This window comes from Halorubrum sp. CBA1125 (genome assembly GCF_009742825.1).
GTDB lineage: Archaea > Halobacteriota > Halobacteria > Halobacteriales > Haloferacaceae > Halorubrum.
This window is the reverse complement of record NZ_WPCE01000063.1, coordinates 1-14,487: the sequence shown is the minus strand read 5'-3', so window position 1 is coordinate 14,487 and position 14,487 is coordinate 1. Positions and strand designations below refer to the sequence as shown.

Genomic DNA, 14,487 nt, shown 5'->3' with positions numbered 1-14,487 from the left:
ACGCCGCGAGCAACGCCGCGGCGACCGCCACGACCACCACGAGCGCGACGGCGACCGACACGATCGCGCTGTCGACGGTGACCGCGACGGCGATTCCGGCGGCGACGGCGATCACTCCCAGGACGGCGGCCGGAACGCCGCCGCGGGTGACGGCCCGCTCGATCGCGTTCGCGACCCGCTGTTTCGGCGGCGGATCCGGCGGTCGCTCGGGGGGCTTCGAGAACGTCTCGTCGACGGAGACGGCGTCGGAGTTCGTCTCGTTCGGGGGATCGATCCGCACGTGGACGTACCGCGTGGTCGAGCCGTAGCCGGTGACGATCTTCAGTTTTCCCTCGACCGGCTCGTCGACGTCGGTCGCGGAGACGTGGATCCGTCTCGTCGCCTCGTCCTCGACGAAGTGGTTCACGTCGCCGACCCGGACGAACGGATCGAGCTCGTCGTCGAAGTGGAGGTGGACGTGCGTCGATCGGCCGCGGTTCTCGAAGGCGATCGCGAACGATCCGGTCGTCTCGAACCGGTCCGGTGCTCGGATCGAGTGGACGGCGTCCCCGTTCAGTTCGACGGCGAGTGTCGACACGGGTCGACCGACGAACTCACACTAAAAAAAGATTCAGTACGTTTTTGGGGGTGACCGCGCTCTCAGGCGGCCGCTTCCTCTCGCATGTCCGGCGGCAGGAGGTTGGGAATGCCGTCCTCGATCGGGTAGGTCTCGCCGCACTCGGTGCAGGTGAGCGTCCCGGCGAGGATCTCCTCGTCCTCCCGCTCGTCGACAGCGAGGTCGAGCTCGGCCTTGTCGAGCGGGCAGCAGACGACGTCCATCAGGGATTCTTTCATGCTCAACCGTTGGCGCGGACCGATACAAAAGCGTGCGGGTGATGATTCTCCAGATGGCCGGTGGGCGACTGCTGGGCAACCACGCTGAACGACTCCCACGTTGACGCGGTCTCGGGTGGCTCACGCTATGGTCGTCGAGACGCAGGATCCTTCGAGGTGGAAAGAACGCAGCTCCCTTTGGCGTTACCGACCCCCACGTTCGCGGGTGGAACTACTTCGTCGCGGTGGCCCCGCCATCGACCACCAGCGAATGGCCGGTAACGAACGAGGCCAGTTCGCTTGCGAGGTACAGTGCCGTGTCAGAGACGTCCTCGGGGGTTCCCATACGGCCCAGCAGTATGTATTCGTCCACGTACTCCTCGCCTGACTGTGTCCCGACCATATCCAGTCGTTGGCCATCTCCGTCTTGGTGAGGTCCGGATGGATAGCGTTCACGCGGATATCCGGCGCCAGTGCTGCGGCGAGGGCGTACGTCATCAGCCGGACGCCGCCCTTCGACGCGCAGTACGCGACCCCATCCGCTCGGCCACGGAGCCCGGAGGTACTCGAGAGGTTGATTATCGACCCGGACCGGCCGTCTTCGATCATCGACGCGGCAGCGGCTTGAGCCCCGAAGTACACCCCCTTCAGGTTGATATTCATCAATTGTTCATAGTCGGTTTCGCTCGTCTCGAGAAACGGACGGCTCTCGGTGATTCCCGCGTTGTTCACCATAACCGTCACACCGCCGTAGTCCTCCGCGACCTCGACCGCTTCGTAGAGGTCGTCGACGTTGGTCACGTCGCAGTCGACGTACGTCGCGTCCGCCTCCGTCTCCTCCTGGATACGCTCGTGGGTTGGCGTACCCCCTCCACGCGGAGCCTCGACAACGTCGGCGACGACCACGTCAGCGCCCTGTGCCGCGAATCGGAGCGCTATCTCCCGGCCGTTCCCACTCGCTCCGCCGGTGATCACAGCTACATCACCGGCTAACAGATTTTCAACCGACATAATCCACGTATTCTGATAACTAAAATAAAGTTACCGGGTAGCTAGGCGGTCGATGGCAACCTCTTTGCCGGTCCGTCTCGCTCGCCGACGTATGGGGATCCCGTCGGAACGGATCGAGCGGCTGTTCGCGCTCGCCCGGGAGGCGGTCGTCGACGGCGAGTACGACCGCTCGCGGGAGTACGTCGCGCTCGCCCGCCGGATCGCCGAGCGGAACCGCTGTGGCGTCCCGACCGAGTTCGCCCGGAAGACCTGTGACGACTGCGACGTCTACCTGCGCCCGGGGGAGACGAGCCGCGTTCGGCTCCGCCCCGGCCGCGTCGTCGTCCGCTGTCGCGAGTGCGGGGCGACCGCGCGGTACCCCTTCGAGTGACGGCGCCGCCTCTCACCTGCCGGTAGAGAACGGCACAGACGGGCGCGACGGGATCCACGCGAGCGAGGCGAGGTGCGAGTGAAACGAGCACCTCGATTGCGAGCGGTGAAGCCGCAAGCAGTGAGCGGGGATCAGTCGCGCCCGTGAGTGAGCGAAGCGAACGGACGGGCGCGACGGGATTCGAACCCGCGATCGAGAGGTTAGGAACCTCTCGCCCTGTCCACTAGGCCACGCGCCCGAACGGAACGGAGAGAACGTCGACTGCGGGGACCGGCCGGCGCCACCGGTGGATTACCTGCTGGTGTCTTTTTCGATCTCGGTTTCGAGGTCGTCGAACACGTCGTCCTCGTCTTCGTCCTCCTCGTCCTCGTCGAGTCCCGAGTCCGTGTCCTCGCCTTTCATCTCGCGCAGCTCGTCTTCGACCTGCTCACGTCCCTTCTTGAATTCGCCCATCGCCTGCCCGGTGGAGCGAGCCAGCTTTGGGATCTTGTTCGCCCCGAACAGCAGGACCAACACGAGCAGGATGATGAGGAGCTCCGGCCCCGCCGGGATGCCGCCGATCAGTGGAATCGCACTTGCCATCTCTACACATCGGTAACCCTGTGGCGATTATAGTCTTTTTGCCTCGGTGTGAGGCGCGAAGCCGTCGGAGAGCCGGCCGAGACGGGCCGAAACCTCCGTTCCTCGCGCGACGGTATCGCCGCCGAAACCGTGATACGCGCCCGCTCCGAGCGATCGGTATGACAGACGTCGGCGACGACGTTCCGACCTTCACCGCCACGGTCGTTGACGGCGAGATCGAACCGTTCGACCTGTCCGAGTGCCTCGGCGACGAGCCGGTCGTGCTCGCCTTCTTTCCCGCCGCGTTCTCGAACACCTGTACGAACGAGATGGAGGCGCTCCGCGACGAGTTCGACCGCGACGGCTGCACGCTCTTGGGCGTGAGCACCGACCTCCCCCACGCGCTCGCCGAGTACCGGACGCGGTACGAGCTCCCATTCGCGCTCGTCGCTGACCCCGACCACCGTGCGATCGAGGCGTACGACGCGATCGCGGACTTCGAGCGCTACGGCGTCGACACGGTGGCTCGGCGGGCCGTCTTCGTGGTCGCCCCCGACGAGACCGTCGCGTACCGCTGGCTCGCGGATCACCCGGGCGAAGAGCCGGACTACGACGCCCTCCAGGCGGCGGTCGAGGTCGCGTCGGAGTGAGGTTCGATCGCGGGGAAACCGGTCGCGGCCCGAGGAGGGGCTCCCGAACGCGGCGACCCCGCTCCGGGTCGCTCCGACCTCAGGCCGGATTCCGAACTCGTCTAACGCCTCGGGGTTCTCCATCGACGAGAGGTCGCCGGGATCTTCGCCCCGGTGCACCGCCTCGATGGCGCGCCGGATGACCTTGCCAGACTGGGTCTTCGGGAACGCGTCGACGAAGAGCACCTCGCGCGGGCGGAACGGCTTCCCCTGTTCGTCGCCCACCAGCGTGCGGAGCTCCTCGCGCAGGTCGTCGCTCGGCTCGCTGTCCGGTTCGAGCACCACGTAGACGACGACGGCAGTTCCCGTCGTCTCGTCCGGGACGCCCACCGCGGCGGCCTGGTTGACCGCGTCGTGCTCGACGAGGACGCCCTCGATCTCCGCGGGGCCGACCTTCCGGCCCGCGACGTTGAGCGCGTCGTCGGCGCGGCCGTGGAGGAACCAGAACCCGTCCGCGTCCCGCTGGGCGAAGTCGCCGTGGTCCCACAGGTCCGGCCACGTCGACCAGTACTCCTCGAGGTAGCGCTCGTCGCCGGACCAGAGCGACTTGGTCATGGAGGGACAGGAGTCGCGCGCGACGAGGTATCCACGCTCCCCCTCCTCTGTGACCGACTCGCCCGCCTCGTCGACGATGTCGACGTCCATCCCGAGTCCCGGGCCGCCGAGCGTGCAGGGTTTGAGGGGTTGATTGGGCATCGGCATCAGGAAGCAGCCGCAGATCTCCGTCCCCCCGGAGATGTTGATAATCGGGCACTCGCCGCCGCCGACGGCCTCGTAGAACCACCGCCACGACTCGGGATCCCACGGCTCGCCCGTCGATCCGAGGATCCGCAGGCTCGACAGGTTGTTGCCCTCGATCCACTCGTCTCCGTGTCTGCGGAGCGCACGGATCGCGGTCGGCGAGATGCCGAACTGGGTGATCCCGTGGCGGTCGATCAGCTTCCAGAAGCGGTCGGGCTCTGGGTGGTCGGGCGCGCCCTCGTAGATCACCACCGTCCCGCCGAACGCGTGGTTCCCGATCAGCGTCCACGGCCCCATCATCCAGCCGATGTCGGAGACCCAGAAGAACCGGTCGGCCGGCTTCTGGTCGAATCCGAAGTGTATCTCCTTGGCGCACTGCGTCAACACGCCGGCGTGGGTGTGGACGATTCCCTTCGGCTCACCCGTCGTCCCGGAGGAGTACAACAGCAACGACTCCTGGTCGCTCGGGAGCCGTTTCGTCTCGTAGGCCGGCGACTGCGACCCGATCGCGTCTGCCCAGGTGACGTCTCGGCCGTCGGACCAGGCGACGGGCTTCGTGTCGTCTCCGGCGTCGTCTCCCGCCGCCGGCGTCGCCCCCAGTCGGTCGTACACCACGACGTGCTCGACGTGACCCGCCTCGTCGATCGCCGCGTTGGCGGTCCCCTTCAGCCGGACTTCGCTCCCGCGCCGGTAGAAGCCGTCGCCCGTGAAGAGGACGGCCGGTTCCGCGTCCGCGATCCGGGTCGCGGTCGCCTCCCGGCCGAAGCCCGAGAAGATCGGCACCGCGATCGCGCCGACCTTCAGGCAGCCGTAGAGGATCGAGACGACCTCGGGGACCATCGGCATGTAGAGCCCTACCGTGTCGCCGGTCTCGACCCCGGCCGACTCCAGGTAGTTGGCGACGCGGTTGCTCTGGCGATACAGCTCGTGGAAGGTGACCTCGCGGACGTCGCCGGGCTCGCCCTCCCAGATCAGCGCGACCCGGTTCCGGTTCGGCGCGTCGACCGCGGCGTGCCTGTCGACGGCGTTGTGCGCGACGTTGATCTCGCCGCCGGGGTACCAGTCGGTGAACTGCGGGCCCCGCGTGTCGTCGCGCACCCGGTCGTACTCCGTGTAGAACTCGATCCCGAGGTAGTCGACGATCTCGTCCCAGAACCAGTCGATCCCGGAGGCGGGCTCGTCCGGGACCTCGCCCGTGGTCCGGGCGATCAGCTCGTCGTAGTCGTCGATCCCGTATTCGCGCATGAACGCGGCGACGTTCGTCGACGCCGCGAACGCCTCGCCCGGCTCGTGGACGACCCCGTCGGTTCCTCCGTACGCGTTCGATCCCTGATCACCCGTTGCACCGTCTTCGTCCATCCTCCGTGGACGTTTCGACGGAGACGGTAAGTAGCTTTCCGGGCCGGTTCACAGGAACGGGCTGTCCGATGAGCACGTCGTCTTGGTGAATGTCACTCCGCCTCCCGCGTTGAGATTGACGACGACCCCGATCTCGTACGGTTCGTCGTCGGCGCAGTCGGGTCGGTAGTGATAGTGGTGCGCGTTCCGGGTGAGTCCGACTTCGACCTCGATCCGATAGGGGCGATCTGGGGCGACGTCTTTGACCGTCCAGAGGTCATCCGGGTCCTCTCGGGGCGGAATCTCGAAATGGTTGCGGTAGACCAACGCCTCGCTTCGTTCGGTGACGTTCGCTCGGAAGAACCGAACGCCGAGTCGAGTCGTCTCATCGCGAGCGTTATCCACGGCGAAGTCCATCTTCGGGCGCTGGGACGGGAGAGCTGAACACCCGGCGAGACTGGCGAGAACGCCGGCTGTACTCGCCTGCAAAACGTGGCGACGGGAGGGCATACGGTCTCACCTCTACCGAAGCAGCATGAAAAATCCTCCACTTGTCCGCAGCGGCGAACCTACTTCGCGACCGACATCCGGTGTCCGGGTCCCGCGTCGTTCACGGCGTGGAGGTGGTCACTCACTCGTCGGTCTCGACGTCCGTCTCGCCGCCGTGGACGCTCTCGGGGACGACGTCGACGGAGGCGACCTCGTCGTCCGGCTCTAAGTTCATCACGATGACGCCCATCGTGTTGCGGCCCACCGTCGAGATCTCCTCGACGCGGGTCCGCATGATCTGGCCGTCCGCGCTCATCGCGATCAGGTGGTCGCCGTGCGTGACCGCCTCGGTGGCGACGACCGCGCCGTTGCGGTCGCCGGTCTTGATGTCGACGAGCCCCTTCCCGTTCCGCGACTGCGGGCGGTACTCGGCCAGGTCGGAGCGTTTCCCGTACCCGTTCTCGGTGACGGTGAGCACCCAGTTGTGACGGTCCTCGTCGATCCCGGCGACGCCGGCGACGCGGTCGCCCTCGCGGAGGTCGATCCCGATCACGCCGCGGGCGGTGCGGCCCATCGGGCGGACGTCCGACTCCGCGAAGCGGATCGCCATCCCGTCGCGGCTCCCGACGACGAGGTCGCGGTCGCCGTCGGTCACCTCGACGTCGACCAGTTCGTCGCCGTCTTCCAGCCGGATGGCGCGGATCCCGGTCGAACGAATGTTCTCGAACTCCCCGACGGCGGTCCGCTTGATGTACCCGTCGCGGGTGACCATCGTGAGGTACCCGCCGTCGAGGTCGTCGGTGTTGACGACCGCCTCGATCTCCTCGCCGTCGTCGAGATCGAGGAGGTTGACGGCGGACTTCCCGCGGGCCGTTCGCGACATCTCCGGCACCTCGTATGTCTTCAGCTCGTAGATCTGTCCGCGGTTCGTGAACACGAGCAGGTAGTCGTGCGTGTTGGCGACGAACACCGACGAGACGCGGTCGCCCTCCTTCAGCCCGGTGCCGATGATCCCCTTCCCGCCGCGGTTCTGCGGCCGGAACTCCGAGAGCGACATCCGCTTGATGTAGTCGTCCTCGCTCATCACGACGACGCACTCCTCCTCCGGGATGAGGTCCTCGTGGGTGACGCTGCCGACGTCCTCGATGAAGCTCGTGCGGCGCTCGTCGGCGTACTCGTCTTGCAGTTCCCGCAGCTCCTCGACGATCACGGAGTCGAGCTCGTCGGGGTCGTCGAGGATCGCCTCCAGCCGCTCGATCCGGGCGGTGACGTCCTCGTACTCCGACTCTATCTCTTCGGTCTCCATCGAGGTGAGCGACCCGAGCTGCATCCGGACGATGTGTTCCGCCTGTGGCACGGAGAAGTCGAATTCGGCCTCCAACGCGGCCTTCGCGGCGTCGCGGTCCGCGGAGTCCTGTATCGTCTCGACCACGTCGTCGACGTGGTCGAGCGCCTTCAGCCGCCCCTCGAGGATGTGCGCGCGGTCCTCGCGCTCGTCGAGCTCGTGTTCGGAGCGCCGGCGGACCACCTCGCGGCGGTGTTCGACGTAGTGTTCGAGCGTCTCCTTCAGGTCTAATACCTGCGGCGAGCCGTCGACCAAGGCGAGGTTGATGACCCCGAACGTCCGCTCGAGGTGGCTCTCCAACAGCTGGTTCTTCCCGACCTCCGCCATCGCGTCGCGCTTGAGCTCGACAACGACGCGGATCCCGTCGCGGTCGGACTCGTCGCGGAGGTCGCGGATCCCCTCGATCGCGCCCTCGTTGACGTCCTCGGCGATCCGCTCGACGAGCCGCGACTTGTTCTGCTGGAAGGGGAGCTCAGTGATGACGATCCGGCCCGCCTCCTCGTCGACCTCGAACTCGGCGCGGACGCGGACGCGACCGCGACCCGTCTTGTACGCCTCGTGGACCGCGTTCCGTCCGACGATGTTCGCGCCGGTCGGGAAGTCCGGTCCCTTCACGTGCTCCATCAGGTCCTCGACGGTGGCGTCGGGGGTCTCGATCAGCTCGACCGTCGCGTCGACGACCTCGCCGAGGTTGTGCGGCGGGATGTTCGTCGACATCCCGACCGCGATCCCCGAGGAGCCGTTGACGAGCAGGTTCGGAAACGCCGCCGGCAACACCGTCGGCTCCTCCAGGCGGTCGTCGTAGTTCGACTGGAAGTCGACGGTGTCGCGCTCGATGTCGGCCAGTAGCTCCTCGGCGATAGGGGCCATCCGGGCCTCCGTGTACCGCATCGCGGCCGGCGGGTCGCCGTCGACGGAGCCGAAGTTCCCCTGTCCGTCGACGAGGGGGTACCGCATCGAGAAGTCCTGGGCCATCCGCGCGAGCGTGTCGTAGATCGCGCTGTCGCCGTGCGGGTGGTAGTCGCCCATCGTCTCGCCGACCACGGACGAGGACTTGCGGTGTGCGGCGTTGCTGGTGACGCCCGACTCGTGCATCGCGTAGAGGATGCGTCGGTGGACCGGCTTGAGCCCGTCGCGGACGTCGGGAAGCGCACGCCCCGCGATGACCGACATCGCGTAGTCGATGTACGACTGCTCCATCTCGTCTTCGATGCGGGCGTTCGTCACCTGCGCGGCGCGCACGTCCTCGGGGTCGACGTCGGGGACGTCCGAGCTCATATGTCCACCCACTCGGCCTCGGTCGCGTGCTCTTTGATGAACTGCTTGCGCGGCTCGACCGCGTCACCCATCAGGATGTTGAACATCCGGTCGGCCGCGGCCGCGTCGTCGACGGTGATCCGCTTGAGCCGGCGGTTCTCCGGGTCCATCGTCGTGTCCCACAGCTGGTCGGGGTTCATCTCGCCGAGCCCCTTGAACCGCTGGACCTGGTCCGGGTTCCCGTCGCACTCCTCTGCGACGATCCGGTCACGTTCCTCCTCCGTCATCGCGTCGTACGTCTCGCCGTGGTACCGGACGCGGTACAGCGGCGGCTGGGCGGCGTACACGTAGCCGGCCTCGAGCAGGGGCTTCATGTGCCGGTACAGAAGCGTCAGGAGGAGCGTTCTGATGTGGGCACCGTCGACGTCGGCGTCCGTCATGATGATTATTTTATTATATCTGGCATCTTCGATGTCGAACTCCTCGCCGATCCCCGCGCCGATCGCGGTGATCAGCGCGCGGATCTCGTCGTTCTCCAGGATGCGGTCGAGCCGGTGTTTCTCGACGTTGAGGATCTTGCCCTTCAGTGGCAGAATCGCCTGATTCTCTCGGTTGCGGCCCTGTTTGGCACTTCCGCCGGCGCTGTCGCCCTCCACCACGAACAGCTCCGCCTCCTCGGGATCGCGGGTCTGGCAGTCGGCGAGCTTGCCGGGCAGTGCCGTCGACTCCAGCGCGGACTTGCGGCGGGTGAGTTCCTCGGCTTTCTTCGCCGCCTTGCGCGCCCGAGCGGCCTCCGCGGCCTTGTGGACGATCTTCTCTGCGGTGTCGGGGTGCTCTTCGAAGAAGGTGCCGAGCCGCTCGTGGGTCGCGGACTCGACGATGCCGCGGACCTCGCTGTTGCCGAGCTTCGTCTTGGTTTGGCCCTCGAACTGCGGGTCGGGGTGTTTGACCGAGATGACCGCCGTGAGCCCCTCGCGGACGTCCTCGCCTTTGAGGTTCGCGTCGAGGTCGTCGACGAGCCCGCGCTCGTCGGCGTAGTCGTTGACGGTCCGCGTCAGCGCGGTCTTGAAGCCGGTGAGGTGCGTGCCGCCCTCGCGGGTGTTGATGTTGTTCGCGAAGGCGTGGATCGACCCTTGCAGCTCCTCGGTCGCCTGCATCGCGACCTCGACGTGGACGTCCTCGGCCTCGTCTTCGAAGTAGATGATCTCGTCGTGGATCGGCGTGCGCGTCTCGTTGAGGTAGGCGACGAACTCGCGGATGCCGCCTTCGTAGCGGAAGATCGCCTCGTCGCCCGCGTCGGCCTCGCCGCCGTCCTCGCGCTCGTCGCGTAAGGTGATCTCGACGCCGGAGTTGAGGAAGGCGAGCTCGCGCAGACGGGTGGCGAGCGTCGAGAACGAGAAGTCGGTGGTCTCGAAGATCTCGGTGTCGGGCCAGAAGCGGATCTCGGTGCCGGTGTCCTCGCCGGCGTCGAGGTCACGGACGTGCTCGAACCCACCCTCGACGGGTTCGCCCCGATCGAACCGGTGACGGAAGACGCCGCCGTCGCGTTTGACCTGGACTTCGAGCCGCTCCGAGAGGGCGTTGACGACGCTGACGCCGACCCCGTGGAGGCCGCCGGAGACCTGGTAGGACTTGGAGTCGAACTTCCCCCCGGCGTGGAGGACGGTCATGATCACCTCCAGCGCGGGTCGGTCGTACTTCTCGTGGGTGTCGACGGGGATCCCTCGCCCGTCGTCGCGGACGCTGACGGAGCCGTCGTCGTGGATCGTGACGTCGATCTCCTCACAGTGGCCCGCGAGCGCCTCGTCGATGGCGTTGTCGACGACTTCGTAGACGAGGTGGTGGAGTCCCCGCTCCTCGGTGGACCCGATGTACATCGCCGGGCGCTTGCGGACGGCTTGGAGCCCTTCTAGAACCTGTATTTGGCCCGCTCCGTACTCACTCTGCTCTGACATAGAACTTGATTGGGGTAGTCCGTGATGGGTTATAAACCCGGCGCACGCGCGCGGGCGTGTGTAAAGAGGGGAGGGTAGGCCACGAGTGCAGGGAGGACAGGCTACAAGTGTAGCGTAGGGTAGAACCACACGTCGTGTAGGAGCCCCTCACACGTCACAAACCGCAAACCGGTCACAAATCGCCCTCGCAGTCGACGACCGCCGCCTCTCGCGGTCGACCGTCGACTCGGACGCGCCCCGGCGCCCGATTCACCACTCCTCGGTTCGCTCGTCGAGGAACGCCCGCGCCCGACGGACGGTCGCCGCGCGGAACGTCTCGGCGTCGGCGTTCCCCTCCCGGAAGCGCACGGCGGTCTCGCGCGCGACCGACTCGACGACCAAGTCCGCGAGGGCCCCGACCTCGACCGGCTCGCCTCGGCGGTCGAGCGTCTCGACCGCCCGCTCGACCCGGGATCGGGTCGCGTGGGTCGCCGCGAGCGATTCGGCGGTCGATCCCTCCGTCCCGCTCGCGTCGCCTCCTCCGGTCGTCGCCGCGCTCGCCGGATCCGGCGTCGCGTCCACCGAGTCGACGTCGGACGCGTTCGACGTGTCGGATTCTCCGGCAGCACCCCGACCGCGAATCACGGCTCGGCCGCCGCGCTTGTTGCGAACCACGACGCCCGCGGCGGGACCCTCGTACCACGCCGACTCGGGGACCGCGTACTCCGCGGGGTCGAAGTCGCGGGCGTTCCGTTCGCGTTCGATGGCGTTGACCGGCTCGAGTCCGACGCCGCCGTGGATCGCCGCGGCGGCGTCCGGCGGGCGAAACGCCCTCGTCGATCCGGCCCACACGTCGGTCCCGAGAAACGGCGGCATCCGCTCCCAATCGTAGTCGATCCCGCGGCGGTGCGTCGCGACGCCGAAGAAGGCGACGGTCGACGGGTCGTCCACCGCGGCCCGGACGGCCTCGCGGTCGAACCGCTCGCGGACGTGACGGATCGCGGGCCGGAGCGGGAGCGGCGCCGCGTCGACGTCGGCGTAGGTCGCCTCCGGACCGCCGAACCTGAGGAGCCCGGACTCGTCCATCCGGAAGCGTAGTCCCGTCCCGTCGATCAGTTCGAGCAGCCAGAGGTGCCCCTCGAGCAGGTCGCCGTGGGCGTCCGCGTCGGTGACGTCCGGGAGCGAGGGAAACGGTGGAAGCGAGTGCATGGAATCGGATGCAGTCGGGCGAACCGACCACGTCGATGCCTGCGTCCCGCACGGGGTTGGCTCTTGCGGGCGGGCCGCCGGTGTGTGTCGCTCGTTCCCACAGCTACAAGCCGTCGTCTCGCGTACCGTCGCCCGATGTTACCGATCGCGGACGCCTTCGAGTACGACTACCGCGGCTGTGATATCCTGTACGGACGCGGCCGCGCGAGCGACCTCGGCGCCGCCCTCGGCGAGCGCGGCCTCGACGACGCGCTCGTCGTCTGCGGGTCGAACGTGGGGGCGAACGACGACCTGATGGACCCGATCCGGGCGGGCCTCGGCGACCGTCTCGCGGGCGTGTTCGACGGAACGACCCCGGACAAGCGCGTCGAGACCGCCGCCGACCTCCTCGACCGCCGGGCGGCGGTCGGCGCCGACGTCCTCGTCGCGGTGGGCGGCGGCAGCAGCCTGGACGTCGCCCGACAGGCGACGCTGCTCGCGGCCGACGACCGCGACCTCGACGACCTCCGGCGCGAGGCCGAATCCGGTCCCGAGGTCCTCGGACCGCTCGCGCCCGACGCCGGCCCGGCCCTGCCGCACGTCGTGGTCCCGACCACGTTCGCGGGCGCCGACCTCTCGGCGGGCGGGTCGCTGGAGGTGCTCGACGCGGACGCCTCCCCGACCGGCCAGCCGCTCACCGTCAGCGGCGAGGGTGCGTGGCCGACCCTCGACCTCGCCGACCCGGCGCTGTTCGAGACGACGCCGCGGTCGGCGCTGGCCGGCTCGGCGATGAACGGCTTCGACAAGGGGATCGAGACGCCGTACGCCCGCGACGCCACCCCGATGAGCGACGCCACCGCGGTCCACGGGCTGCGGCTCCTCCGCGACGCGCTCCCCGGCGTCGCCGGCGACCGACCCGGCGGCGCGGCCGCGACGGACCGCGCGGTGGTCGGCGCGCTGCTCGTCCAGATCGACCGCAAGATCTCGGTCATCCACGCGTTCGGACACGGGTTCGCGCGGCGCTACGACGTCCAGCAGGGCGACATCCACGCGGCCGTCGCGCCGCACGTCCTCGCGTACCTCTTCGACGAGGTCGACGCGAGCCGCCGGGCGCTCGCGGCCGGCCTCGGCGTCGAGACGAACGGGCGGAGCGACGGTGCGGTCGGCGAGGACGTCGTCGAGGCGGTCGCCGCCGTCCGCGACGCCATGCCGGTCCCCGCGCGGCTCCGGGACCTCGCCCCGGTCGAGGCGGACGACCTCCCGGCGATCGCGGCGTTCATCGCCGACGACTGGTCGATGGCGCGCGCCCCGGCGGGGCTCGACGCGACGCCCGAGGCGATCGAGGGCGTGTTGCGCGCGGCGTGGTGAGCCGCGGGCCCCGCGACCCCCACAGTGCGGTTCAGATCCCCTGTCCCATCAGGTGGCTGCGGAGCACGTCCGGCGTCTTCAGCCCGGCGTCGCTGTTGAGCAGGACGACGGTCTCGTCGCCGTCGAAGAACCCCGCCTCCGCGAGCGCCCACGCGCCGGCGGGTGCGGCGCCGCCGGTGGCGCCCATCTCCAGCACCTCGTTCTGCGCGACGGCGACCGCGCTCGCGAGGATGTCCTCGTCGTCGACGCCGACCGCCGTCCCGCCGCTCTCGCGGACCGCCTCGACCGCGACCGCGCCCCCCGCGGGGTCGGCGATCTCCAGCTCGCCGCAGATCGTGTCGGGCGTCGACCACGGCTCGGGCGCGTCGAGGTCGCGTTCGATCGCCGCCGCGATCGGGGCGCAGCCCGCCGCCTGCGCGGCGACCACCTTCGGGACCGCGCCGATCGCGTCGATCCGCGCCAGCTCGCGGAACCCCTTGTGGACGCCGGCGACGACCTCGCCCGTGCCGGTCGGCACGACGACGACGTCGGGGACTTCGCCGAGGTCGGCGACCAGCTCGAACGCGAGCGTCTTGATCCCCTCGTGGCGGTACGGCGTGACGAACTCGGCGAGGTCCGTGTACTCCGTCTCCAACTGTTCGTCGACCGCGTCGGCCGCGTCCGGGAACCGCCCGCCGACGACGCGCATGTCGCCGCCGTGGACGTTGGTCATCGCCTTGTTGGAGAACGCACAGCGCGAGGGGACGAACGCGTACGACCGGAGGTCGGCCCGGCCCGCGTACGCCGCCATCGACTGCCCGGCGTTGCCGGGGCTCGCACACGCCAGCGGCTCCACGTCCGCGCCGTCGGCCGCCCGCGCCGCCACCGCGGTCAGCGCGACGGAGAGCCCGCGGTCGAGGACGGTCCCCGTCGGGTTCCGGCCCTCGTCTTTGACGTACACCGCCGCGACGTCGAGTTCGTCGGCGAGTCGGTCGGTCGGGACGAGCGGCGTCGAGCCCTCGCCGGCCGAGAGCCCCGCGTCGGCCGGGAACGGGAGCAGCGCGTCGAACCGCCAGTGGCCGCGGCCGACGCCCGACGCCCTCGGGCTGTCCGCGTTCGCGGCCGTCCCGAACAGCGCCCCGGGGTCGACCGCGTCGTAGTCGTAGACGGGGTCGAGCCCCCGCGCCTGCTCCTCGCCCGGGACCGCGGTCGGGTCCGCGGTCTCGTGGACGCGTCCCGACGCCCCGGCTCTCCAGCCCGCGGAACGCCGCCGTGGTCTCCGTCGTCTCCGTCGGCTCCATACGCGCCCTTTCGAGAGCGGCGACTAATCGCTTCTCACTCCGTGCGCGGTCGGCCGCGATACCGACTTCTCCACGGACCGTTATGCGGTGGCGCGCCCGGGAG

General features: G+C 68.8%; 10 protein-coding genes, 1 tRNA gene and 3 pseudogenes. 3 read left to right on the top strand and 11 right to left on the bottom strand.

The genetic code is table 11. The features are described from left to right. From GJ633_RS07755 to GJ633_RS07745, 3 genes and pseudogenes are all read right to left on the bottom strand, one after another. Window positions 1-577 (bottom strand): hypothetical protein (locus GJ633_RS07755; protein WP_321168965.1); only part of this gene is annotated, 577 nt, incomplete at its 3' end. 62 nt (window positions 578-639) lie between these two features. Further along, window positions 640-834 carry a methytransferase partner Trm112 gene (locus GJ633_RS07750; protein WP_197431286.1) on the bottom strand — a complete coding sequence of 65 codons (195 nt, stop codon included), beginning with the start codon at window positions 832-834 and terminating at the stop codon, window positions 640-642. Window positions 835-1,045: 211 nt separating this feature from the next. Beyond that, a pseudogene (locus tag GJ633_RS07745) lies at window positions 1,046-1,824 on the bottom strand (SDR family oxidoreductase). Window positions 1,825-1,915: 91 nt separating this feature from the next. Here GJ633_RS07745 and GJ633_RS07740 point away from each other — a divergent pair. Then, the gene (locus GJ633_RS07740) at window positions 1,916-2,194 is read left to right on the top strand and encodes a ribonuclease P protein component 4 (RefSeq protein WP_156588359.1); all 279 of its coding nucleotides are present in this window, start codon (window positions 1,916-1,918) and stop codon (window positions 2,192-2,194) included. Between the two features lie 165 nt (window positions 2,195-2,359). On the opposite strand, the gene GJ633_RS07735 is transcribed toward GJ633_RS07740, so the two are convergent. Further along, window positions 2,360-2,432: transfer RNA gene (locus tag GJ633_RS07735), tRNA-Arg, on the bottom strand. Between the two features lie 53 nt (window positions 2,433-2,485). Then, on the bottom strand, window positions 2,486-2,776 hold the full coding sequence (locus GJ633_RS07730; RefSeq protein WP_156588358.1) for a twin-arginine translocase TatA/TatE family subunit: 291 nt from the start codon (window positions 2,774-2,776) through the stop codon (window positions 2,486-2,488). 158 nt (window positions 2,777-2,934) lie between these two features. Between GJ633_RS07730 and GJ633_RS07725 the strand changes: the two genes are divergently transcribed. Next, entirely contained in the window at window positions 2,935-3,405 is a 471-nt protein-coding gene (locus tag GJ633_RS07725; protein ID WP_156588360.1) for a redoxin domain-containing protein, read from the top strand. A gap of 99 nt (window positions 3,406-3,504) precedes the next feature. Here GJ633_RS07725 and GJ633_RS07720 read toward each other — a convergent pair. The 5 genes and pseudogenes from GJ633_RS07720 to GJ633_RS07700 form a co-directional block, all read right to left on the bottom strand. Further along, window positions 3,505-5,544, bottom strand: a pseudogene (locus GJ633_RS07720) (AMP-binding protein); the annotation flags it as partial. A gap of 48 nt (window positions 5,545-5,592) precedes the next feature. Next, window positions 5,593-5,940 carry a hypothetical protein gene (locus tag GJ633_RS07715; protein WP_231741288.1) on the bottom strand — a complete coding sequence of 116 codons (348 nt, stop codon included), beginning with the start codon at window positions 5,938-5,940 and terminating at the stop codon, window positions 5,593-5,595. A 214-nt stretch (window positions 5,941-6,154) separates the two neighbouring features. Beyond that, window positions 6,155-8,635, bottom strand: coding sequence for a DNA gyrase subunit A (gyrA, locus tag GJ633_RS07710; RefSeq protein WP_156588356.1), 2,481 nt, complete (start codon window positions 8,633-8,635; stop codon window positions 6,155-6,157). Beyond that, a complete protein-coding gene (gene gyrB / locus GJ633_RS07705) occupies window positions 8,632-10,569 on the bottom strand; it encodes a DNA topoisomerase (ATP-hydrolyzing) subunit B (protein ID WP_156588355.1) in 1,938 nt (645 codons plus the stop codon). Before gyrB ends, gyrA begins: the two co-directional genes overlap by 4 nt. A gap of 249 nt (window positions 10,570-10,818) precedes the next feature. Continuing rightward, window positions 10,819-11,757 carry a hypothetical protein gene (locus GJ633_RS07700; RefSeq protein ID WP_156588354.1) on the bottom strand — a complete coding sequence of 313 codons (939 nt, stop codon included), beginning with the start codon at window positions 11,755-11,757 and terminating at the stop codon, window positions 10,819-10,821. Window positions 11,758-11,892: 135 nt separating this feature from the next. Here GJ633_RS07700 and GJ633_RS07695 point away from each other — a divergent pair, with 135 nt between their 5' ends. Beyond that, window positions 11,893-13,104: an iron-containing alcohol dehydrogenase family protein gene (locus tag GJ633_RS07695; RefSeq protein ID WP_156588353.1), complete on the top strand. Its 1,212-nt coding sequence runs from the start codon at window positions 11,893-11,895 to the stop codon at window positions 13,102-13,104. A 31-nt stretch (window positions 13,105-13,135) separates the two neighbouring features. Here the strand turns inward: GJ633_RS07695 and GJ633_RS07690 are convergent. Beyond that, window positions 13,136-14,384: pseudogene (locus GJ633_RS07690) on the bottom strand (pyridoxal-phosphate dependent enzyme). Between the last annotated feature and the right edge of the window lie 103 nt (window positions 14,385-14,487).

What these genes read in the sequence shown, in the direction of transcription:
- GJ633_RS07750 (WP_197431286.1), bottom strand. Translation starts at nt 834, where the DNA reads ATGAAAGAATCCCTGATGGACGTCGTCTGCTGCCCGCTCGACAAGGCC.
- GJ633_RS07740 (WP_156588359.1), top strand. Translation starts at nt 1,916, where the DNA reads ATGGGGATCCCGTCGGAACGGATCGAGCGGCTGTTCGCGCTCGCCCGG.
- GJ633_RS07730 (WP_156588358.1), bottom strand. Translation starts at nt 2,776, where the DNA reads ATGGCAAGTGCGATTCCACTGATCGGCGGCATCCCGGCGGGGCCGGAG.
- GJ633_RS07725 (WP_156588360.1), top strand. Translation starts at nt 2,935, where the DNA reads ATGACAGACGTCGGCGACGACGTTCCGACCTTCACCGCCACGGTCGTT.
- GJ633_RS07715 (WP_231741288.1), bottom strand. Translation starts at nt 5,940, where the DNA reads ATGGACTTCGCCGTGGATAACGCTCGCGATGAGACGACTCGACTCGGC.
- gyrA (WP_156588356.1), bottom strand. Translation starts at nt 8,635, where the DNA reads ATGAGCTCGGACGTCCCCGACGTCGACCCCGAGGACGTGCGCGCCGCG.
- gyrB (WP_156588355.1), bottom strand. Translation starts at nt 10,569, where the DNA reads ATGTCAGAGCAGAGTGAGTACGGAGCGGGCCAAATACAGGTTCTAGAA.
- GJ633_RS07700 (WP_156588354.1), bottom strand. Translation starts at nt 11,757, where the DNA reads ATGCACTCGCTTCCACCGTTTCCCTCGCTCCCGGACGTCACCGACGCG.
- GJ633_RS07695 (WP_156588353.1), top strand. Translation starts at nt 11,893, where the DNA reads ATGTTACCGATCGCGGACGCCTTCGAGTACGACTACCGCGGCTGTGAT.